Genomic DNA, 22,707 nt, shown 5'->3' on the forward strand with positions numbered 1-22,707 from the left:
GCCTGCATCGCAGGCAAGCCAGCTCCCACATTTGATTTGCATCGTTTGGGCGCTATTTCTTTTTCTTCGGGATCCGCACCAATTGCGTGTCCGAATAGATGTCATGCCAGGCGCGTTTTTTCTTGTCCACCAGCGACCAGATAAACCCCAGCCCCGCACACAACCACGACGCAATCGACACCACAAAACGCAACAGCGCCTGCCACAGGCTGATACGTGAGCCATCCGTGTTCTGCACGCGCACGCCCCATACCTGCATGCCCAGGGTCTGCCCGGAATGGGTCCAGAACTTGGCGAAGAAGCCAAACAGCACAAAAAACAGAATCGTCGACAACAACGGATCACCGTCCAGGGCCCCGGACTCCGAGAGCGTGCGCATCTTCGCCTCCCCCACAAAGGCGATCCACACCAGCTTGTAGAGCAAGGCGGTGACGATCAACAGGGCGGTACACAACAGGAAGTCATAGAACATCGCTGCCAGACGACGGCCCAGGCCAACGGCGGGGAATTCGCCTTGGGGGCTCAGCAGGTGTTTCGACATGGCTCGGCTCTCTGGAGGAAAAAAGCCATTTTACGGTCAAACGCATACAAAAAAGCCCCTGATGTCAGCATCAGGGGCTTTTTGTCGCAGTAGGGATCAGCCTTCTGCTTGTACTTCGTCAGCCTGCATGCCTTTCTGGCCTTGCACTGCGAGGAAGGTCACTTTCTGGCCTTCTTTCAGGGTCTTGAAGCCGTTGCCCTGGATAGCGCGGAAGTGCACGAACAGATCCGGACCGCTTTCAGGGGTGATAAAACCAAAACCTTTCTCGTCGTTAAACCACTTGACGGTACCGCTCTGACGTTCAGCCATTTTCTTCTTTCCTTTGACGCTAAAAATTGATGACAGTCCCTTTCACACGAAAGAGTACTGGGCTGGGTTGCAGGAAAGTAAGAGACATCGAACGGGTTGTAGCTAACTTTGGCTACTGCCCAGGTCCAGGTTCAAAGCGACCCATGCAAACACAGTGGGCAAACTCTACGACAACTAAGGCAGAAAAAACAAGCCCTCTAAAAGCCCTGTATTTACTGGTCATGATGACAATTCGGTCACTATTGCCGAAGTGTCTTATTCGATAGTGTGAGTCACTTGTTATAGGTTAATCGACATAACATTGACTATCGTCAGTGCACTGTTTTATGGCGGTTGTGTTACACATTAGTGCAAGTGAACACAACCGCGTTACTTATAGGAACAATCAATCAGCCACGATAGTAACGTTGTGGCACGAATGGCATTTTACTTACACGAAGTGGCACCTTTTTCCCACGCACCAACGCAGAGACTTCGCTATCCAGCGCGGTAAAGGCCATGTCGAGGTAGCCCATGGCGAGCGGGCCGCCAAGGCTTGGGCCAAAGCCACCGCTGCAGACGGTGCCGATCACGGTGTCGTGCTCATCGACAATCTCTGCACCTTCGCGTACCGGCGTGCGTTCCTGTGGCAGCAGACCAACGCGCTTGCGGCTGACACCGGTCTGCTGCTGGGTGAAGATCCGATCGGCGCCCGGGAAACCGCCGGCACGCGCGCCATCAGCGCGGCGGACCTTGGAAATGGCCCACAACAGACTGGCCTCAATCGGTGTGGTCTCGGTGTTCATATCGTGGCCATAGAGGCACAGGCCGGCTTCCAGGCGCAGGGAGTCGCGGGCGCCCAGGCCAATGGCTTCGACTTCGGTTTCGGCCAGCAGGCTGCGGGCCAGGCTTTCGGCACTGGCCGCGGGCACCGAGATTTCGAAACCGTCTTCGCCGGTATAGCCGGAACGGCTGACATAGCATTCCACCCCCAGCAGGCGCAGGGGCGCGAACTGCATAAAGGTCATCTTGATGACTTCCGGGGCCAGGCGCGCCAAGACCTTCACCGCTGCCGGGCCTTGCAGGGCCAGCAGGGCACGTTCCTCAAACAGCGGTTCGATCTGGCATAGCTCGCCGATATGCTGGCGCAGGTGGGCCAGGTCCTGATCCTTGCAGGCGGCGTTGACCACCAGGAACAGTTCGTCGTTACCCAGGTTGGCAACCATCAAGTCATCGAGGATGCCGCCCTGTTCGTTGGTGAACATGGCGTAGCGCTGCATGCCCACGGGCAGGTCGATGATATCCACCGGCACCAGGGTTTCCAGGGCCTTGGCGGCATTGGCCCCGGTCAGGCGGATCTGGCCCATGTGCGACACATCGAACAACCCGGCCTGGTCACGGGTGTGCAGGTGTTCCTTCATCACGCCCAGCGGGTATTGCACCGGCATGTCATAGCCGGCGAACGGCACCATGCGCGCACCCAGTTCGAGGTGCAGGGCATGCAGCGGGGTTTTCAACAGGGTTTCGGTGGACATATTCAGCTCCTGAAAAACGTGCTGGCGCGTTATAAGCGTCAGCACTCGATAATGTTGACGGCCAAACCGCCACGGGCGGTTTCCTTGTATTTGCTTTTCATGTCGGCGCCGGTCTGGCGCATGGTGCGGATCACCTTGTCGAGGGACACGAAGTGCTGCCCATCACCGCGCAAGGCCATGCGCACCGCATTGATTGCCTTCACCGAGCCCATGGCGTTGCGCTCGATGCAGGGCACCTGCACCAAGCCGCCAATCGGGTCGCAGGTCAGGCCGAGGTTATGTTCCATACCGATCTCGGCGGCGTTCTCCACCTGGGAAACCGTACCGCCCAGCACTTCGCACAAGGCTCCGGCGGCCATGGAGCAGGCCACGCCGACTTCACCCTGGCAACCGACCTCAGCCCCGGAGATCGAGGCATTTTCTTTGTAGAGGATGCCGATGGCCGCGGCGGTGAGTAGGAAACGCACCACGCCGTCTTCATTGGCCCCGGGGATAAAACGCATGTAGTAGTGCAGCACTGCCGGGACGATCCCGGCTGCACCATTGGTAGGTGCCGTGACTACGCGCCCGCCGTTGGCGTTTTCTTCATTGACCGCCAGGGCATACAGGTTGACCCAGTCCAGCACCGATAGAGGATCGCGTAGGGCGGATTCCGGGTTCTTGCACAGTTGGCGATGCAGCGCAGCAGCGCGGCGCTTGACCTTCAAGCCCCCCGGCAAAATCCCTTCGTTGCGACAGCCTGCACCTACGCAATCTTGCATCACCTGCCAGATCTTCAGCAGGCCGCTGCGGGTCTCGGCTTCCGGGCGCCAGGCGCTTTCGTTGGTCAGCATCACCTGGCTGATGGACAGGCCGTAGGTAGCGCAATGCCCGAGCAAGTCCTTGGCACTTTTGAACGGGAAAGTCAGGGGCGTGGCGTCTTCGACAATCCGGTCAGCCCCGGCGGCATCTTCATCCACCACAAAGCCGCCGCCCACCGAGTAGTACTCGCGGCTGCGAATCTGCAGGCCGGCGGCGTCAAAGGCGCGGAAGATCATACCGTTGGGGTGAAAGGCCAGGGGTTTGCGAATCATCGCCAGATGTTCTTTCTCGTTGAACGCAATGCTGTGTTCTCCGAGCAGGTTCAAACGTGCATCCGCGCGAATCTGTTGCAGGCGCGTGGGCACGGTTTCGGTGTCGACGGTGTCCGGGTGTTCGCCCTCCAGGCCCAGCAACACAGCCTTGTCGCTGCCGTGGCCTTTGCCGGTGGCGCCGAGTGAGCCATAGAGCTCCACCTTGACGCAGGTGGTGGTGTGCAGCAGGTCGTCACGCTTGAGGCCCTCGGCGAATCGGGCTGCGGCACGCATCGGGCCAACGGTGTGAGAGCTTGAGGGACCGATGCCAATCTTGAACAGGTCGAACACGCTTAAAGACATGGTTGTTCTCCGGTTTCTTATTATGTGTCAGGTGTACTCGGTGAAACTGTGGGAGCGGGCTTGCTCGTGAAAGCGGTCTGTCAGTTGATACATTAGGTGACTGAACCACCGCATTCGCGAGCAAGCCCGCTCCCACATTTTTTGATCGAGTACCTCCTCAGGTTATGCGTAGCTCTCGATCGACGGGCACGCGCACACCAGGTTGCGATCGCCAAACACGTTGTCGACCCGGCCAACCGGCGGCCAGTACTTGCCTTCGATCAACGACGCTACTGGGTGCACCGCCTGTTCGCGGCTGTACGGGTGGCTCCATTCGCCGACGATTTCAGCTGCCGTGTGCGGTGCGTTCTTCAGTGGGTTGTCGTCCTTGTCCAACGTGCCGTTTTCCACTGCGCGTATTTCTTCACGGATCGCGATCATGGCGTCGCAGAAACGGTCCAGTTCCTCCTTGGATTCGCTTTCGGTCGGCTCGATCATCAAGGTGCCGGCGACCGGGAACGACATGGTCGGCGCATGGAACCCAAAGTCGATCAGGCGCTTGGCCACGTCATCCACGCTAATGCCGCTGCTGTCCTTGAGCGGGCGCAGGTCGAGGATGCATTCGTGTGCCACCAGGCCGTTGCTGCCGGTGTACAGCACGGGGTAGTGCTCTTCCAGGCGACGGGAAATGTAGTTGGCATTGAGGATCGCCAACTGCGACGCGCGCTTGAGGCCCGCGCCGCCCATCATGCTGATGTACATCCAGGTGATCGGCAAAATGCTCGCGCTGCCGAATGGCGCCGCGCACACCGCGCCTTCCTTGCGCTCCATGGCCGCATGGCCGGGCAGGAACGGCGTGAGGTGCGACTTGACGCCAATCGGGCCAACACCCGGGCCACCACCACCGTGGGGGATGCAGAAGGTCTTGTGCAGGTTCAGGTGGGACACGTCGCCGCCGAACTTGCCCGGTGCGCACAGGCCGACCATGGCGTTCATGTTGGCGCCGTCGATGTACACCTGGCCGCCGTTGTCGTGGATGATCCCGCAGATTTCGCGGATGCCTTCCTCGAACACGCCGTGGGTCGATGGGTAAGTGATCATCAGCGCGGCGAGGTGTTCGCGGTGCTCGATGGCCTTGGCCCGCAGGTCTTCGATGTCCACGTTGCCACGGGCATCGCACGCGGTGACGACCACGCGCATGCCGGCCATGTTGGCGGTGGCCGGGTTGGTACCGTGGGCCGACGATGGGATCAGGCAGATGTCGCGACGTTCTTCGCCACGGCTCTGGTGATAGGCACGTATCGCCAGGAGGCCTGCGTACTCACCCTGGGAACCGGCGTTCGGTTGCAGGGAGATCGCGTCGTAGCCGGTGGCCGCGCAGAGCATGGCTTCCAGCTCGCTGGTCAGTTGCAGGTAGCCGGCGCTTTGTTCCGCCGGGGCGAACGGGTGCAGGGCGCCGAACTCGGCCCAGGTCACCGGGATCATTTCGCTGGCGGCGTTGAGCTTCATGGTGCACGAGCCCAGCGGGATCATGGTGCGATCCAGTGCCAGGTCCTTGTCGGCCAGCTTGCGCAGGTAGCGCATCAGCTCGGTTTCCGAGTGATAACGGTTGAACACCGGGTGGCTGAGGATTGGCGACTGGCGCAGCAGTGCGGCGGGCAGGGTGCTGTCGACGCTGGCGGCTAGGGCGGCGAAGTCCGGCAGGGCTTTACCGCTGGCAAACACGCTCCACAGGGTTTCAATGTCGGCTTGGGTAGTGGTTTCGTCCACCGACAGGCCCAGGCGATCGGTATCCACAACACGCAGGTTAATGCGCACGGCGCGGGCCTTGTCGTGCAGGGCTACGGTGTTGGCGCCGGTGTTGAGGGTGAGGGTGTCGAAGAAGTTTTCCTGCTCGACCTTAAGACCCAAGGTAGTCAGGCCGTTGGCCAGGATCGCGGTCAACTGGTGCACGCGCTGGGCGATCTGGGTCAAGCCTTTAGGGCCGTGGTACACGGCGTACATGCTGGCGATGTTGGCCAGCAGCACTTGGGCGGTGCAGATGTTGCTGGTGGCCTTCTCGCGGCGGATATGCTGCTCGCGGGTCTGCATGGCCAGGCGCAGGGCCGGCTTGCCGAAACGGTCCACCGATACACCGACCAGACGGCCCGGCATATCGCGCTTGAACGCATCCTTGGTGGAGAAGTACGCCGCATGCGGGCCACCAAAGCCCAGCGGTACGCCGAAGCGTTGGGCACTGCCAATGGCCACGTCGGCACCGAACTCACCCGGTGGGGTCAGCAGGGTCAGGGCCAGCAGGTCGGCGGCCACGGCCACCAGGGCATTGGCGGCATGGAAGCGCTCGGTCAGTTCGCGGTAGTCAAAGACATCACCGTTGCTGGCCGGGTATTGCAGCAGGGCGCCAAAGAACGGGCTGACGTCGGTCAGTTTGCGTTCATCGCCCACCACCACATCGATACCCAGTGGCTCGGCACGGGTGCGCAGCACGTCGAGGGTTTGCGGGTGGCTGTGGATCGAGGCGAAGAAAGCATTGCTGCTCTTGTTCTTGCTCAGGCGCTTGCAGAAGGTCATGGCTTCGGCGGCGGCGGTGGCTTCGTCGAGCAAGGATGCGTTGGCGATTGGCAGGCCGGTGAGGTCGCTGATCAGGGTCTGGAAATTGAGCAGCGCTTCCAGGCGGCCCTGGGAGATTTCTGGCTGGTACGGGGTGTAGGCGGTGTACCAGGCCGGGTTTTCCAGGAGGTTGCGCAGGATCGGCGATGGCGTGTGGCAGTTGTAGTAGCCCTGGCCGATATAGGTCTTGAACAGTTGATTCTTGCCGGCGATGGCCTTGATCTTGGCCAGGGCATCCGCTTCGCTCAAGCCGTCGCTCAGGCCCAGTACCGCAGTGCCCTTGATGCTTTCCGGGATCACGCTGGCGCTCAAGGCTTCGAGGGAATCGAAGCCCAGGGTCGCGAGCATCTGCTGCTCATCGTCCTGGCGCGGGCCGATGTGACGGGCGATAAATTCGTTGGCGGTGCTCAAATTAACAGTCATGGCGCGCTCCTCAAGCTTCAGCGTTGGCTTTGATCAGGCGGTCGTACGCATCCTGATCCAACAGCTTAGCCACTGCGTCAGCGTCAGCCGGTTTAAAGCGGAAGAACCAGCCTGCGCCCATCGGGTCTTCGTTGACCAGCTCCGGGCTGTCTTCCAGCGCGGGGTTCACTTCCAGGACGTCACCGTCCAACGGCATGTACACGCCACTGGCAGCTTTTACCGACTCCACGGTGGACGCTTCAGCGCCCTTGTCGTAGGCCTGCAGCTCAGGCAGTTGTACGAAAACCACATCACCCAGCGCGTTTTGCGCGAATGCGGTGATACCCACGGTGACGCTACCGTCGGCTTCGGCGCGCAGCCATTCGTGATCTTCAGTAAAACGCAATTCGCTCATGGAAACTCCTCAGGGCCAGAATCGTCTGGTGGACGGGATTGAATGCTCGTGTCTGCCGAGCTGGATGGGTAAAGCCATAGCAAGAATGCGGCCAATAATTTTTATCGTTTAAAATCAATTGGTTGGCGTTTATGGTCGGAGGGTTGCCGTTATCCGTTGTAGCGAAATCGATACGCTTTGGTGGCGTAAAAAAAGCCTATGTGGATCAAAGCCTTGCATGGTGAAGGCTCACTGCGCCCGTATTGAAATCATTCCACTGTAGCGATTTCAGTACGAGTGGCCATGGCTAGAGATGCCCTGGCAGGTGATCTATCTACCGCACAAGGCACCAGAAGGCGGCTCACCCTGTCGGTTTCTATCGATCAGGACGCTTTACATGAGTAATCCAACAGGAACACTTCGGGAGATTTCGCAGGCACAAGCCTCCCGCAATTACCTTTCCAAAGTGTTTGCGCAACGTCTGACGTTGACTCAGGTGGCGCAGTCCATGATCCAGGAGTGGATAACCGACACGTTTGCAGGTTCTAGTCTGCAGGCCGACAACAGTTGGATTGGGGTCATACAGCGAACGAAAACCGGCAGTGTGGCTTACGGACAGCTTACGACCTTAAGTGACGCATTGATCGCGCGGTGCATGAGCGCCACCTTGCTGAACTACACATCAGGTCATCATCAACTGCTGCGCCAACTGCCCGCAGAGGGTTTCCAACCGGTGGGCGCAGCTATTTCTGTCGAAGATGTAGAACGCATGCTTAACGCCCTTGCCCCGCAGCTGCTGGAGGGTTTTTGCGTGCGGCTGGTGGCGTACTGGAATGCCCGGATCGAGGGACAAGCCTCGCACAGTCGCTGGGAGGCCGTGAGCAAGCAATTGCGTGCCTGCCTGCTCACGGCTCGACAAAATCCGCCGCTCAGTTTGCAGGAGCGCAAGATGTTGCTTGGCGAGGGGAGCGATGTGCAGGTGCTCTGGGCTTACCAGGAGGATCGGCAGGCACTGGGCGCACCGAACCCACTGCGGATTTATCAGGTATATGCCGCACAGGCAGGGCTGCCGGGTGAATGGCTCCCGCTGCTGGTCTTGCAGCGCCAGCTCAATGAGGGCCTGGTAAGCCTGGTCTACCTGCCGGTGATGGCGCTGCTCAAACTCGACACGCTGGACCAGTTGGGCAGCCTGTTGCCTCGTTACATGAGCACATACACCCCAGGCCTACCGCTCAGTTGGGTGCTCAAGGAACCCCATACCGACGTATTCGATGCCCTGGCCCAGAGTTTATTGGAACGACAACTCAGAAGCGTGAGGCGGATCGACTGGTCTGTGTTGGCCACTGTTGGCAGCTATGAAAGGCTATTGATCAAACTGACCTCGCCCCTGGCCTGGTTTAACCCCGATTACGTCCAGCAACCCCATGAAGAGCAATTGCCGATCTGGTTGCAGACTGCCGGCGGCGCTGATCGCCAAGCCTATGGTCAATGGCTTGCGCGCCTGGCGCACCTGCAGCAATGCACCGCGGGGGCTTCGTTTCTGGACGGGCTTGAACCGATTGATGTGTACGCCCGCAAGGCGCTGCAACGCCAGATGCGCCTGGATCACCCGCAGGAGGTGATCATCAATCCGGACGATTACCTGCTGACATTCGAGCGCACTCAAGGTGGCACCGTCGGCTGGACGCAGCGCGCCACCAGGACCTTGACCGAGTGGGCGCTGGAAAACCCCTTCGCCTCTGCCTATGCCCGCGTGCAAATCAGCAACCAGGCGCAGCCGGGGTATGTACCTGATTGGTGGATCAAGCCGGCTTATCTCAAGCAATTGATTGAAACCGTCGATGTCGGCAAGCATTACCCGGCGCTTCTCAACCGTCTGTTGCTGTCGGACCCGGTAGAGTCTGCGCGGCGGCGGCGGCTGTTTGTCGATCAGATGGCGATCCAACTGCCTCTGCATGCGCTGGAGAACAGCCTTCGTCAACGCAATGGTTTCACCCAGTCTGGGGTGTCAGTCGTGCAAGCGATACTGCAGGACGAGGGGCGGCTTGATACTCAGGTGATTGTCGCCCGGCCGCTGGCGTTTTTGACCCATGCCGGTGGCGTTGCCCATAAAGCCCGCAATCTGTTTGTCATCGGCCCACGTGATAACAGTGACCTGCCGCATATTCTTTATCGGCCGGATCAGCACGAGGCGATGCTTCAGCAGTTTGCCAGTCGCCAGGCCTTGCTCGATGAGGTGGCCCGTATGGGCAGCGATTTACAGGCCGTCGTGCTTGAGCGCATGAGCGAAAACGACCAGGCAGTGTTTGCCCGGGGTGGTTTTTTGCACCCCCATGTCCAGCGTTTCCTGCAAGGGGATGAGTACAGCACACTGCCTGTTTCCGGTGCGGCGCTGCTCAGTGATGAGCAGGTGCCGGGGGTGTTTCTTGAGGCAGTATTCGATGAAAGCGCGACCAGCCTGTGGCAGCTTGCCAAGAAGCAGGCGGTCTCCAACGAGGCACTGCGCTGGAGCTTGTTCAAGAATGATCTCTGGCAAGTATTCAACGTCCTGCTGCCGATGCTCAGGGGGCCGGTAGCGGTGGCAGGCTGGCTGTCTCAGATGTTTGACAGTTTTCGCACGCTGCTGGCGTTGCCGCCCGGGGCCAGCCAGGAGGACTCTGCCAGTGCGCTGATCGAGCTGATCGGCAGTTCGGCTGGCCTGCTATTGAGCCATGTCGTTCCCCTGGATGAGCGTTTGCGTTTGCGCGAGACCTGGCCGATCACAGGGGGCAGGGGTGGGCGTGTGGCGTTCACAGGCGGGCCTCATATTCATCAACCCGTGGCAGCATTTGCCTGGCAGCGTTCAATGGCAGATATCACGGCCATGGACTTCTCTTGGGCCACTTCACGGCTCAGGCCCAATTCGACCCAGCGAGCACAGCTCGAAACCTTCCAATGGGCGCCGGGGCCAGGGGAAACATGGCCGGCAAACCCTACGGTGATCTCGACAGACAGCCCCATACGCGGTCGAGTGGTGGTGCATGGCAACCATCAGGACTACACGCTGATAGACAGCAAGCTGTATGGCGTCAAGCCCGTTGGCGGTCGCTGGCGGATCGTCGACTTGAGTCACAACGAACGTTCAGGCCCATGGCTCAGGCAGGACTCGAAAGGTGTCTGGAAAGTTGACCTGGGCCTGCAATTGCTCGGTGGGCAGCCCAAAAAAGTCACGGCGGCAGAACGGCGTATACGCATCCAGAATGAAAACCTGCGACTGGAGCGTGACTACAGTGGCGCAACGGCTCGGCTGGATGAAGTTTTGGAACGGGTGCGGGCGACCCAGAAACGCTACAGAGAGGTGCATGCTTCGGACTCTGATGCGTTCACGGATCAACAACGGCATGACAGCAGCACCGACTATTTGAGGGTGCTGGAAGAGGAATACCGGCTGCAACTCGACAGGATTAATGCGTTGACTGCAAAAAACACCCACAAACCGGTGAGTGGCTTCGAGCGAGAGAAGATGAAGCAGTTGGAGGCCATCGTTGAGAACTTGCGCGACCAGATGACCGTGGTGATCAACACCCGTGCGGGGGTGATTCTTTCCGATGAGCGTTTGAGCGAGTTGGAGGCACAAATGGATGGCGGCGACGAAGCGATTGCCCAGGCAGCTCATCGTATTGTTGTTCAATCCGCGCTGACGATCGCAGAGTACAACGCTCAACTGATCGACTTGAGCACTCTGGAGCAGAATGCCCATGAGCGATTGATGGGCGTGCCCGGGTATGAGCCGCATGCCCTGTTAATGGCCGCGCCAGAGACGGGCACGCCTCTGGACTGGAAGTCCATGCAGTTAAAGGCGTTGTATGGCGCGATGTTGCGTCGGTTGCCATCCTCTGGAGAGTATGAGGATTTCGATCAGCTCCATGAATTGTTCGGTGAGGCGATCCAATCGATCCAGTCGCAGAAAACCCTGCGCGAGCCCGACTTGTTGAGTATGGAGCAGCGAATCACTGGGTATGAAGCGATTGCCAGGGAGTATCGAAGGTCCCAGGCAGGGATTCGGGAATACGGCGATATGGCCGTGGAGTTGGTTGACAAGCGTGTTATCGAACAATTGGGGCATCTGCTCAAAGAGTTGGGCCGGGAAGCAGAACAGTCCTTGTCGATGCTGCTTCGCGAACAGGAGGCGCGCCCTGCGGCCCAACCTGTGTCGGTACCCAGCGCCGACAAGCGTTTGTTCCTCGATCGCAAAAAGCGCTACCAACTCGGGCAAGTAAGGGCCCGCACGCCTGAATCGGAGGATGAGATCGTTGATATCCTCAGTCCAATCGATAAGAGCGTACAGGCGAGCTTTCGTCGCAGCCCAAGCTCAGATGACTTTGAGCCGGTTACCGAAGCGGCTGCGTCTGTGTCGCGACCGGTACGCTCGCTGGAAAAGCTCAAGGGCGATGCACGCAGGCTGCTTGACAGAGAGCCGCTGGTGGTTGAGCAGGCCCGCAATGAGACCCACATCTCCAGCATGCCCGACAGCGTCGAGGCCCGCCTGGCACGCCAGGCCGAGGCCATGAAAGGCGTTGCACAGAAAATCCGCAAGGCGCTGGCCCGCGAGCCGGAAAAAGACAAGGGCACGTCAGCAGTTGTTTCCATTCCTTTGCTCGATGAGCTGGCTCAGGCCTCCAGCCGCCTTGTGGAGCAGGGGCGGCTGATACGTATCGAGATGGTCAAGCACCTGCCCCCTGACGAAGAAGGCATTGCCTATCTCAAGCAGCAGAATGAAGTTGAAATTGTGCTGGTAAAAGACCGTGTGCAGCTCAAGCGGCTGGATGATTTTCTACAGGAGTATGTGATCAAGGACAGGCAGGGCAAGGTTTTGGCGTATGCGCATTTTCATTATCGGGCACGGACGACACCCAATGCAGGCTACAGCGCTGGCCATCTGAAGCGGCCCGAACAGCGTTTTATGAGTTATCGCAGCCTTGGTGAAAAGACTGACGCCGATGTGATCGCGATCTACTATTCGCGGATCAGCCCGGCCATGGCCCAGCGCCTGTTTTTCAGCACCAGGGGCGTAATGGTACAGCGCGGGCGGCGGGTATTCTGGTAAGCATCATGCTCAATTTTTACCGGGAATCCCGTACTTGCGTAGCCGATGGGCGATGGCGGTATGGGAGGTCTGCAAGCGGCTGGCCAGTTGTCGCGTCGATGGGTAGCTGGCATACAGTTTTTCCAGCAACGAACGCTCAAAATCCTCCACCGCCTGCTCCAGGCTATCGACTTCTCCGTCGCTCTGGCGGGCGACCGAGGTGCCGGCGATATCCAGGTCGCCAATGTCCACCAGGTTGCTTTCGCAAATGGCGGCGGCGCGGAAGATCACGTTCTGCAACTGGCGCACGTTACCCGGCCAGCGGTTGCCCAGCAGCGCCGGGTAGGTGCCCGGTGCCAGGCGGCAGACCGGGCGCTGGATCTGCGCGCAGGCCTGCTGCATGAAGTAGCGGGCCAGCAGCAGGATGTCCTGGTCGCGCTCGCGCAGGGGCGGGACTTCGACATTCAGCACGTTGAGGCGGTAGAACAGGTCTTCACGGAAGGTGCCTTCGCTGACCATTTTCTCCAGGTCGCGGTGGGTAGCACTGAGGATGCGTACGTTGACCTTGATCTCACGGTCGCCTCCGACCCGGCGAAAGCTGCCGTCGTTGAGAAAGCGCAGCAGCTTGGCCTGCAGGTACGGCGACATCTCGCCAATCTCATCGAGGAACACGGTGCCCTGGTTGGCCAGCTCCATCAATCCCGGCTTGCCGCCGCGCTGGGCGCCGGTAAAGGCGCCGGGGGCGTAGCCGAACAACTCGCTCTCGGCGAGGTTTTCCGGCAGGGCCGCACAGTTCAGCGCCAGGAAGGGCGAGCTGTGGCGCGCACTGATGGCATGGCACGCGCGGGCCACCAGTTCCTTGCCGGTGCCGGTCTCGCCCTGGATCAACAGCGGGGCATCGAGGGCCGCCACCCGTAGTGCACGGGTCTTGAGGGTGCGGATCGCCGGGGACTCGCCCAGCAATGCATCGAAACCTTCGGCATGGTCATGGTGCAGCGCCGACAACCGTTCGCCGATGCGGTTGGGTTGATACAAGGTCAACAGCGCGCCAGCATCGGTAATCGGCGTGGCGTCCAGCAGCAGGGTCTGGCCGTTGACGCTGATCTCCCGCAGGGGCAGGCGAAAGCCGTGTTCGAGCAGGGAGTCCAGCAGCGTTGGGCTGTCAAATAGTTCGGCGATGCTTTCCCCTGCGGGTTCGCGACCATAGAGGGTAATCAGTGCCGGGTTGGCCAGCAACACCTTGCCGGCGCTGTCCAGGGCCAGCACCGGATCGGTCATGGCCGCCAGCAGGGCGTCGAGTTGCAGGTGGCGGCGTTGGCCTGGAAGGATGTCGACCACCGTCACCGCTTGCACGCCGTGGACGCTGAACAACGCGTCGCGCAATTCTTCCAGTACTTCGGCGCTGAGGGTCGGGGCGTCTATATAGACGTTGGGCGGCACCATCTCCACCGCATCCAGGTTGAGATTGCGCCCACCGAGCAAGGCCAGGACTTCCTGGGTAATGCCGACGCGGTCGATGAAGCTGACGTGGATACGCATGGGGCTGCTGACAGTTCTGGGGAGCGAGAGGCGGCCAGTATGCCTTGGAGCAGGGCCGAGGTGAAATCTGACAGATGACACTGATCAAAATGTGGGAGCGGGCTTGCTCGCGAATGTGGTGTATCAGCTACATATTCAGTGACTGACACTCTGCATTCGCGAGCAAGTCGAATCGTCGCACCGCCGCTCCCACATTGGGTGTGTGGCGTTGCTGGGGCCGGGGTTATTCCAGGTGTTCGGGTTTGACCGGGTCACCCGATTTCATGCCCAACTGCTGCCTGACATCCGCGAACATCAGATCGTAATGCTTGTGTTGCGAGCCGATGCTGCTGTGTGTCTTGGGGATTCCGTACTTTTCGGCAATCTTGGTCACGTTGCTGGCAAAGTTGTAAGCCTGATCCTTGGGCAGGAAGAACGTTTCCTTCATGTCTTTACCCTGAATGTTGCCATGCAGCGTGAACTGCATGCCTTTCCCTTCGCGTGCATCCGTGACGACCTCGTAGTCGAGGCACAGGTCGTAGCTGACATCGTCTTTGTTCAGCGCATGGCGTTCGATATGCAAGTGACCGGGTTCAAAAATGGCCATAGGCGTCTCTCCTTTACAAGGCATTGGAGAAGGGCGGCAGCAAGCGCCGCCCGGTGTGTCGTTATAAGTAGGTGATACCAGGCTTTGCCGTGCTGATACGAGTGCCGGCGGTGCCCTGGACAATCGCTTCGATGTCCGAGAGTGAACCGATCACTGCGGTTTTGCCAGTCTGGCGGGCGAACTCACAGGCGGCCTGGACCTTGGGACCCATGGAGCCGGCGGCGAAGCCGAGTTTTTCCATTTCGTCCGGGTGCGCCTGGCCGATGGCTTTTTGCGTTGGCTTGCCAAAGTCAATAAACGCTGCATTCACGTCAGTGGCGATCACCAGCAAGTCGGCTTCCAGTTGCGAGGCCAGCAGCGACGAGCACAGGTCTTTATCGATCACCGCCTCAATGCCCTTGAGCTTGCCATCTTCGCCATACATGGTCGGGATCCCGCCGCCACCGGCGCAAATCACGATGCTGCTTTTTTCCAGCAGCCACTTGATCGGGCGAATCTCAAAGATGCGTTTGGGACTCGGGCTGGCCACCACCCGGCGGTATTTGTCGCCGTCGGGAGCAATCGCCCAGCCTTTTTCGGCCGCCAGTTTTTCCGCTTCGGCCTTGGAGTAGACCGGGCCGATCGGCTTGGTCGGGTTCTGGAAAGCCGGGTCCTTGGCGTCCACTTCCACCTGGGTCAGCAGCGTGGCGAACGGCACCTCAAAGTCCAGCAGGTTGCCCAGTTCCTGTTCGATGATATAGCCGATCATGCCTTCGGTTTCGGCGCCCAGCACGTCCAGCGGATACGGTGAAACCTGGGTGTAGGCGGCGGCTTGCAGCGACAGCAGGCCGACTTGCGGGCCATTGCCGTGAGCGATCACCAACTCGTTGCCCGGATGGATCTTGGCAATCTGTTCGGTGGCGATCCGGATATTGGCGCGTTGGTTGTCCGCAGTCATGGGTTCACCACGGCGGAGCAGGGCGTTACCGCCCAGTGCAACGACGATACGCATAATGCAATCCTTCTAGAATTCTGCCTTGTGAACACTGGACCAAGTGTGGGAGCCGGCTTTATGTAGGAGCCGGGCTTGCCCGCGATGCAGTCACCTCGGTCTGCCAGACATATTGAGGTGATGCCATCGCAGGCAAGCCAGCTCCCACATAAAGCTCGCTCCCACTGAGTCAGTGGGAGCTGCGTTGGATTACAAATCAGCCAACGTCGACACCAGGATCGCCTTGATGGTGTGCATGCGGTTTTCCGCTTGCTCGAAGGCGATGCAGGCCGGGGACTCGAACACGTCGTCGGTCACTTCGATGCCGTTGGCCAGGTGCGGATACTGCTCGGCAATCTGCTTGCCGATCTTGGTATCGCTGTTATGGAACGCCGGCAGGCAGTGCATGAACTTGGTGCGTGGGTTGCCGGTGGCTTTCATCAGCTGGCTGTTGACCTGGTATGGCAGCAGTTGCTCGATGCGCTCGGCCCAGGCTTCTACTGGCTCGCCCATGGACACCCAAACGTCGGTGTGGATGAAGTCCACGCCCTTGACCGCCGCTTTCGGGTCTTCGGTGAGGGTGATGCGTGCGCCGCTTTCTTCTGCGTATTTTTTGCAGCGACCCACCAGGTCATCGTGTGGCCACAGGGCTTTTGGCGCGCAGATGCGCACGTCCATGCCCAGCTTGGCACCGACCAGCAGCAGCGAGTTGCCCATGTTGTTGCGCGCGTCGCCCAGGTAGGCGTAGCTGATGTCGTGGATCGGCTTGTCGGCGTGTTCACGCATGGTCAGCACGTCGGCGATCATCTGGGTTGGGTGGTATTCGTCGGTCAGGCCGTTGAACACGGGCACGCCGGCGAACTTTGCCAGTTCTTCGACGATTTCCTGCTTGAAGCCACGGTACTCGATGGCGTCGTACATGCGCCCGAGTACGCGGGCGGTGTCCTTCATGCTTTCTTTGTGGCCGATCTGCGACGAGTTCGGGTCGATGTAGGTGACGTTGGCGCCCTGGTCATAGGCCGCCACTTCGAAGGCACATCGGGTGCGGGTCGAGGTTTTCTCGAAGATCAGCGCGATGTTGTTGCCTTTGAGGTGCTGCTGCTCGGTGCCGGTGTACTTGGCGCGCTTGAGGTCGCGGGACAGGTCCAGCAGGTAGCGCAGTTCGCGCGGGGTGTGGTGTTCCAGACTCAGCAGGTTACGGTTGTGGATGTTGAACGCCATGATGATTCTCCTTGGATTCGGTAATCGGCCCGGTCGGCACTCGGTAAGCGCCGCCGGGTAGATGGTCGTTTAGTAGTCGATAGGGTCGCGGATGATCGGGCAGGTCATGCAGTGGCCACCGCCACGGCCGCGGCCGAGCTCACCGGCGCTGATGGTGATCACTTCCACGCCGGCCTTGCGCAGCAGGGTGTTGGTGTAGGTGTTGCGGTCGTAGCCGATCACCACGCCAGGCTCCACGGCCACCACGTTGTTGCCGTCGTCCCACTGCTCGCGTTCGGCGGCGAAGCTGTTGCCGCCGGTTTCCACTACACGCAGGGCCTTGAGGCCAAGGGCGGCGGCCACGGTGTCGAGGAAGTTGGTTTTCTCGCGTTGGATATCGATGCCGTGGGGCTTGCTTTCGTCAGGGCGCAAAGTGAAGGCAACGATCTGGTTGACCACTTCAGGGAAGATGGTTACCAGGTCGCGGTCGCAGAAACTGAACACGGTGTCCAGGTGCATCGCCGCGCGGGATTTCGGCAGGCCGGCAACGATCACCCGTTCCACCGCTTTGTTCTTGAACAGGTTGCGCGCCAGTTGGCCGATGGCCTGGTGGGACGTGCGTTCGCCCATGCCGATCAAGACCACACCGTTGCCAATCGGCATCACGTCGCCGCCTTCCAGCGTGGAGGCCCCGTGTTCCAGGTCAGGGTCGCCGTACCAGATCTGGAAATCGGCGTTGGTGAACTCAGGGTGGAATTTATAGATGGCGGTGGTCAGCAGGGTTTCCTGACGTCGCGCCGGCCAGTACATCGGGTTGAGCGTCACGCCGCCGTAGATCCAGCACGTGGTGTCACGGGTGAACTGGGTGTTGGGCAGCGGCGGCAGGATGAAGCTTGAGTGGCCGAGGAAGTCGCGGAACATCTCGATGGTCTTGCCACCGAAGCTGCTTGGCAGGTCATCGGCCGATACGCCACCGATCAGGAACTCGGCGATCTTGCGTGGCTCCAGGCTGCGCAGCCACGAGCCGACTTCATCGACCAGGCCCAGACCAACGGTGTTGGCGGTGATCTTGCGCTCCAGGATCCAGTCCAGCGCTTCGGGGATGGCGACAATGTCAGTCAGCAGGTTGTGCATTTCCAGCACATCGATGTCCCGCTCACGCATCTTGGTGACGAAGTCGAAATGGTCCCGCTTGGCCTGGGCAACCCAGAGCACGTCATCGAACAACAGCTCGTCGCAGTTATTGGGGGTCAGCCGCTGGTGGGCCAAACCTGGGGAACACACCATGACTTTGCGCAGTTTGCCGGCTTCGGAATGTACGCCGTACTTAACTTTTTCCGTGGTCATTACAGATCCTCCAGTGAACATAAACAGTGAGGGTGTTACAGGGTCAGGAAGCCGTCGTAGAGCCCATAGGCCGCCACCAGGGCGCCAATGACCACTGCGGCGAAAATCAGCTTCTCGACGTTGGTGAAAATCGGTTTGCCCAGTTCACGCTTGGCCTTGGCGAACAGGATCGCGCCAGGGGCGTAGAGCAGGGCGGACAACAGCAGGTACTTGGTGCCACCGGCATACAGCAGCCAGACCGCGTAGATCAGGGCGATGGCGCCGATGAACAGGTCTTTCTTGCGCTCGGCCAGGGCCGCCTCGTAGGTCTCGCCGCGTACCGCCAGCAACAGCGCGTAGGCCGCCGACCACAGGTACGGCACCAGGATCATCGAGGTGGCGAGGTAGATCAGCGACAGGTAGGTACTGGCGGAAAACAGCGTGATCACCAGGAAGATCTGCACCATCGCATTGGTCAGCCACAGGGCGTTGACCGGCACATGGTTGGCGTTTTCCTTACGCAGGAACTCCGGCATGGTGTGGTCTTTGGCGGCGGCGAACATGATCTCGGCGCACAGCAGCACCCATGACAGCAGCGCCCCCAGCAGCGAGATGATCAAGCCGACGCTGATCAGTACCGCGCCCCAGTGGCCGACCACATGTTCCAGCACTGCGGCCATCGATGGGTTCTGCAGCTTGGCCAGTTCCGGTTGAGTCATGATGCCCAGGGACAGCACGTTCACCAGCATCAGGAACAGCAGCACGGTGATAAAGCCGATGACAGTGGCCTTGCCCACGTCCGAACGTTTTTCGGCACGGGACGAGAAGATGCTCGCGCCTTCGATGCCGATGAACACCCAGACGGTGACCAGCATCATATTGCGCACCTGGTTCATCACGCTGCCCAGGTCGGGGTTTTTCACGCCCCAGATATCAGCGGTGAAAATGTCCAGCTTGAACGCGAACAGTGCGATCAACACAAACAGCACCAGCGGCACGACCTTGGCGACCGTGGTCACCAGGTTGATGAACGCTGCTTCCTTGATCCCGCGCAGGACCAGGAAATGCACGGCCCACAACAGCACCGACGCGCCAATCACCGCCGCCGGGGTGTTGCCTTCGCCGAAGATGGGGAAGAAGTAACCGAGGGTGCTGAACAGCAGCACGAAGTAACCGACGTTGCCCAGCCAGGCGCTGATCCAGTAGCCCCAGGCCGACGAGAAACCCATGTAGTCGCCAAAACCGGCCTTGGCGTAGGCGTATACACCGCCGTCCAGGTCAGGTTTGCGGTTGGCCAGGGTCTGGAATACAAAGGCCAGGGTCAACATCCCCACGGCAGTAATAACCCAACCAATCAATACCGCACCGACATCGGCGCTGGCGGCCATGTTTTGCGGCAACGAGAAGATCCCGCCGCCAATCATTGAGCCCACAACAAGAGCAACAAGGGCGCCTAATCGAAGTTTTCCGGGAGATTCAGACATTGCGTGACTCCAATGCAGGAGAAGAGAGACCACAGAATAAAACTGTGCGCTATTCAAACAGCTGACTCAGATCACTTCATTGGCACATTCCATTGCGAATTAATGACTTATGGTTGAGTTGTTACAGGCGTATAATTGTTCGGATAAGTGCGTTCCAGAGCCTCTATCCGTTACGGTTAATCATTTTTATGTAGGGCATGAAGGGTTGACGCTAGCCCGTATTCCCAGATGTGCAAACTTTTTCAATAGGCTTTGCCAAATACGCCATGTGATGGGAAGACAAGTCATATTTAAATTCTAAATAGGCCTAAACTCTATTAACTGACATGCCATTAAGTTATGAGGCGATCCGCTTTATTCGCTATAGCTAATAAACGCTGAATACGTTAGATAAATTATCCGAGTGCACAGTTGTTGGCTCAATGACGGTTTGATTTGCAGGGGTTTCTATGTCGCAACCGGCACAAAAGCTTCGACTCGGCGCCCTGATTGCGCTGGTGGTGGGCTCGATGATTGGCGGCGGGATCTTCTCGTTGCCGCAAAACATTGCCGCACGGGCAGAGGTGGGGGCGATCCTGATCGGTTGGGGCATCACCGCCATCGGCATGCTGACCCTGGCCTTTGTGTTCCAGACCCTGGCCAACCGTAAACCCAACCTGGATTCAGGGGTGTACGCCTATGCCAAGGCCGGGTTTGGCGACTACATGGGGTTTTCTTCGGCATGGGGTTACTGGATCAGTGCCTGGATGGGCAACGTCGGCTATTTCGTGTTGCTGTTCAGCACCCTCGGCTATTTTTTTCCGGTGTTTGGCCAGGGCAATACGCCGGTGGCCATTGGCTGCGCCTCGTTGCTGCTGTGGGCTGTGCATTTTCTGGTGCTGCGCGGCATCAAGGAGGCGGCGTTTATCAATCAGGTCACCACCGTGGCGAAGATCGTGCCGCTGCTGATGTTTATCGTCATCGCCGCCGTGGCGTTCAAGGCGGATATTTTCACCCGCGATATCTGGGGCCTGGGCAACCCGGAGTTCGGTGGGGTGATGGACCAGGTGCGCAACATGATGCTGGTCACCGTGTTTGTGTTTATCGGTATCGAAGGCGCCAGTGTGTACTCGGCCCGGGCGGAGAAACGTTCGGACGTGGGGCGCGCCACGGTGATCGGTTTTATCGGGGTGCTGGCGCTGCTGGTGCTGGTCAACGTGTTGTCCCTGGGGATCATGAGCCAGCCGGAGTTGGCCAACTTGCAGAACCCGTCCCTGGCGGGCGTGCTGGAGCATATTGTCGGCCCCTGGGGCGCGATGTTGATCAGCATCGGCCTGGCCGTGTCGTTGCTCGGTGCGTTGCTGTCATGGGCCTTGTTGTGTGCCGAAATTCTCTACGCCACCGCCCACGACAAGACCATGCCGGCCTTCCTGAAAAAGGAAAATGCCAACCGTGTGCCGGTCAATGCCCTGTGGTTGACCAATGTGATGATCCAGATTTTCCTGGTGATCACCCTGTTTTCCGCCAGTACCTACACCACGCTGATCTACCTGGCGTCGTCGATGATCCTGGTTCCGTATTTGTGGTCGGCGGCCTATGCCGTGCTGCTGTGCGGGCGTGGTGAAACCTATGAAAATGCCCACCGCGCGCGCCTCAAGGACCTGCTGATTGGGGTGATTGCACTGGGTTATGCGGTGTGGCTGCTGTATGCCGGTGGCCTGAAATACCTGCTGCTGTCGGCGCTGTTGTATGCGCCGGGGGTGATCCTGTTTGCCCAGGCCAAGCACGAGCAGGGCCAGCCCCTGTTTACCTTGTTGGAAAAAGGCATTTTCAGCTGTGTGATCGCCGGGGCGAGCCTGGCGGCGTATGGGTTGTACAGTGGCGTGCTGAGCTTGTGAAAATGCTCGCTGCTTGTTGCGACTGGGCGGGCCTCATCGCGAGCAAGCCCGCTCCCACATTTGACCGAGTTGTTTGAACTGCACGCGGTCAATTGTAGGAGCGGGCTTGCCCGCGATGACAATCGCAAGGTCACCACTGGGCCCGATGCGCGCCCAGTTCCCCTGCCGGCAAATCCCACTGCAGCGGTGTCCCCGTAATTGTCAGCGGCGCCAGCAGCCGATGAGCCGGGCCCCAGGCCGTCTGTTCCACCACCAGGCCTTGATCGCTCGGATCTTCTTCACGCAACGCGGGTTGTTCCACACGGTTTCCCGACTCGATCAACAGCTTCGCCGTGCGCGCCAGCGACAGACGTGACGAACCGCCACGCCCACTGCGCAGGCGTTCGGCCAACGCCTGTATGGCACTGGCGGCCATCAGGTAGCCGGTTGCATGATCCAGCGCCTGCACTGGCAGCGGCACGGGTTTGTTCGCCTGTTTCCACTGCATGCCGGCGTGGGCAATCCCGCTGCTCATCTGCACCAGGCTGTCGAAGCCTCGGCGATTGCGCCATGGGCCGCTCCAGCCGTAGGCGTTCAGGCTGACGTCGATCAGGCCGGGGGCAATCTGCTGCAGTGCGGCGGTGTTGTAACCCAACTGCTCCAGGGCATCGGCCCGGTAGCCGTGGAACAGAATGTCGGCATCCTTGAGCAAGTGCTCGAATAATTGCCGGTCGTTGGAGGTCTTAAGGTCAAGGCGCGCGCAGCGCTTGCCCAGGGTCATTTCCGGCACGACCCCGGGTTCGTTCCAGGTGGGGGCGTCGATACGCAATACGTTGGCGCCAAGACCGGCGAGAAAGCGACTGGCCACGGGGCCGGCCAGCACGCGGGTCAGGTCCAGCACCTTGATCCCCGCCAACGGGCGCGCCACGCTGCCGCGCCAGGGGATGTTGCTGGCTGCCTCGAAGTGCTGGCGTGCAACCAGGGGCTCCTGGTTGACCGCCAACCCCTGGGGGTGGGCCTGCCAGTCCGGCCATGCGCGCATCTGCGCGGCGCAACCACCTTCATCGACAATCGCGTGTTCCAGCTTGGCCGCGTTCCAGGGGGCTACCTTGAGCGCCATCGCCGCTCGATCCGCGACGTGGCCCAGCACGCGTTCGGCGGCCGCGCGATGATGGGGGGCGTTGGTGTGCAGGCGAATCCAGCCGTCGGCGCAGGCGTAGTCGCCGGCAATCGGGTCCCATAGCGGCGGTACGCTCCAACCGAGCGGACGCAGTGAGCTGGAGAACCAGAATGAGGCCAGGCGCCGGTCCACGCTGACAGTGGGCAGGCGTCCGGTCTGTTGCTCCAGCAGCCGGGCGACGGCCTGGCCCGCCGCACCGATACTGGCACAGGCCAGTTCAGTGACAGCGAAGGTTGAAGGCAGGGCGCCGGCCTCGGTGATGGTCAGCGCGGTGGGTGGCAGATCGAGTGCAACCTCGATGGATGTGAGCAGATCAGTCATCAACGGCCCTCCTTAC

15 protein-coding genes are annotated in these 22,707 nt (G+C 59.9%); 2 read left to right on the forward strand and 13 right to left on the reverse strand.

What is annotated here, in order from left to right; translation table 11 throughout:
* Window positions 1–52: 52 nt before the first annotated feature.
* From FJD34_RS06020 to gcvH, 6 genes are all read right to left on the reverse strand, one after another.
* Window positions 53–541 (reverse strand): RDD family protein, encoded by a 489-nt coding sequence (locus FJD34_RS06020; protein ID WP_032862512.1) that lies wholly within the window; start codon window positions 539–541, stop codon window positions 53–55.
* A gap of 96 nt (window positions 542–637) precedes the next feature.
* Window positions 638–850 (reverse strand): cold-shock protein, encoded by a 213-nt coding sequence (locus FJD34_RS06025; protein ID WP_032862513.1) that lies wholly within the window; start codon window positions 848–850, stop codon window positions 638–640.
* Between the two features lie 389 nt (window positions 851–1,239).
* Entirely contained in the window at window positions 1,240–2,364 is a 1,125-nt protein-coding gene (gene gcvT, locus FJD34_RS06030) for a glycine cleavage system aminomethyltransferase GcvT (protein WP_032862514.1), read from the reverse strand.
* Window positions 2,365–2,402: 38 nt separating this feature from the next.
* Window positions 2,403–3,779, reverse strand: a complete 1,377-nt coding sequence (locus FJD34_RS06035) for an L-serine ammonia-lyase (RefSeq protein ID WP_032862515.1) — start codon at window positions 3,777–3,779, stop codon at window positions 2,403–2,405.
* A gap of 162 nt (window positions 3,780–3,941) precedes the next feature.
* A complete protein-coding gene (gcvP, locus tag FJD34_RS06040; protein WP_090291830.1) occupies window positions 3,942–6,791 on the reverse strand; it encodes an aminomethyl-transferring glycine dehydrogenase in 2,850 nt (949 codons plus the stop codon).
* A 10-nt stretch (window positions 6,792–6,801) separates the two neighbouring features.
* Window positions 6,802–7,185 (reverse strand): glycine cleavage system protein GcvH, encoded by a 384-nt coding sequence (gene gcvH / locus FJD34_RS06045; RefSeq protein ID WP_065944007.1) that lies wholly within the window; start codon window positions 7,183–7,185, stop codon window positions 6,802–6,804.
* Window positions 7,186–7,819: 634 nt separating this feature from the next.
* On the opposite strand from gcvH, the gene FJD34_RS06050 reads away from it, so the two are divergent.
* Window positions 7,820–12,250 carry a dermonecrotic toxin domain-containing protein gene (locus FJD34_RS06050; protein WP_090291828.1) on the forward strand — a complete coding sequence of 1,477 codons (4,431 nt, stop codon included), beginning with the start codon at window positions 7,820–7,822 and terminating at the stop codon, window positions 12,248–12,250.
* Between the two features lie 9 nt (window positions 12,251–12,259).
* Here the strand turns inward: FJD34_RS06050 and FJD34_RS06055 are convergent, their stop codons facing one another.
* The 6 genes from FJD34_RS06055 to arcD (FJD34_RS06080) form a co-directional block, all read right to left on the reverse strand.
* The gene (locus tag FJD34_RS06055) at window positions 12,260–13,768 is read right to left on the reverse strand and encodes a sigma-54-dependent transcriptional regulator (RefSeq protein WP_032862519.1); all 1,509 of its coding nucleotides are present in this window, start codon (window positions 13,766–13,768) and stop codon (window positions 12,260–12,262) included.
* Between the two features lie 223 nt (window positions 13,769–13,991).
* Window positions 13,992–14,354 (reverse strand): DUF5064 family protein, encoded by a 363-nt coding sequence (locus tag FJD34_RS06060; protein ID WP_032862520.1) that lies wholly within the window; start codon window positions 14,352–14,354, stop codon window positions 13,992–13,994.
* A gap of 61 nt (window positions 14,355–14,415) precedes the next feature.
* Window positions 14,416–15,345 (reverse strand): carbamate kinase, encoded by a 930-nt coding sequence (gene arcC / locus FJD34_RS06065; protein ID WP_090291825.1) that lies wholly within the window; start codon window positions 15,343–15,345, stop codon window positions 14,416–14,418.
* A 189-nt stretch (window positions 15,346–15,534) separates the two neighbouring features.
* Entirely contained in the window at window positions 15,535–16,545 is a 1,011-nt protein-coding gene (locus FJD34_RS06070; RefSeq protein ID WP_032862522.1) for an ornithine carbamoyltransferase, read from the reverse strand.
* 69 nt (window positions 16,546–16,614) lie between these two features.
* Window positions 16,615–17,871 (reverse strand): arginine deiminase, encoded by a 1,257-nt coding sequence (gene arcA / locus FJD34_RS06075; protein ID WP_032862523.1) that lies wholly within the window; start codon window positions 17,869–17,871, stop codon window positions 16,615–16,617.
* 35 nt (window positions 17,872–17,906) lie between these two features.
* On the reverse strand, window positions 17,907–19,334 hold the full coding sequence (gene arcD, locus FJD34_RS06080; protein WP_029296320.1) for an arginine-ornithine antiporter: 1,428 nt from the start codon (window positions 19,332–19,334) through the stop codon (window positions 17,907–17,909).
* A 449-nt stretch (window positions 19,335–19,783) separates the two neighbouring features.
* Here arcD (FJD34_RS06080) and arcD (FJD34_RS06085) point away from each other — a divergent pair, with 449 nt between their 5' ends.
* The gene (gene arcD, locus FJD34_RS06085; RefSeq protein ID WP_090291823.1) at window positions 19,784–21,211 is read left to right on the forward strand and encodes an arginine-ornithine antiporter; all 1,428 of its coding nucleotides are present in this window, start codon (window positions 19,784–19,786) and stop codon (window positions 21,209–21,211) included.
* A gap of 130 nt (window positions 21,212–21,341) precedes the next feature.
* Here the strand turns inward: arcD (FJD34_RS06085) and FJD34_RS06090 are convergent, their stop codons facing one another.
* Window positions 21,342–22,691, reverse strand: a complete 1,350-nt coding sequence (locus tag FJD34_RS06090) for a CoA transferase (RefSeq protein ID WP_090291820.1) — start codon at window positions 22,689–22,691, stop codon at window positions 21,342–21,344.
* Window positions 22,692–22,707 lie beyond the last annotated feature (16 nt).

This window comes from Pseudomonas brenneri (genome assembly GCF_007858285.1).
GTDB lineage: Bacteria > Pseudomonadota > Gammaproteobacteria > Pseudomonadales > Pseudomonadaceae > Aquipseudomonas > Aquipseudomonas brenneri.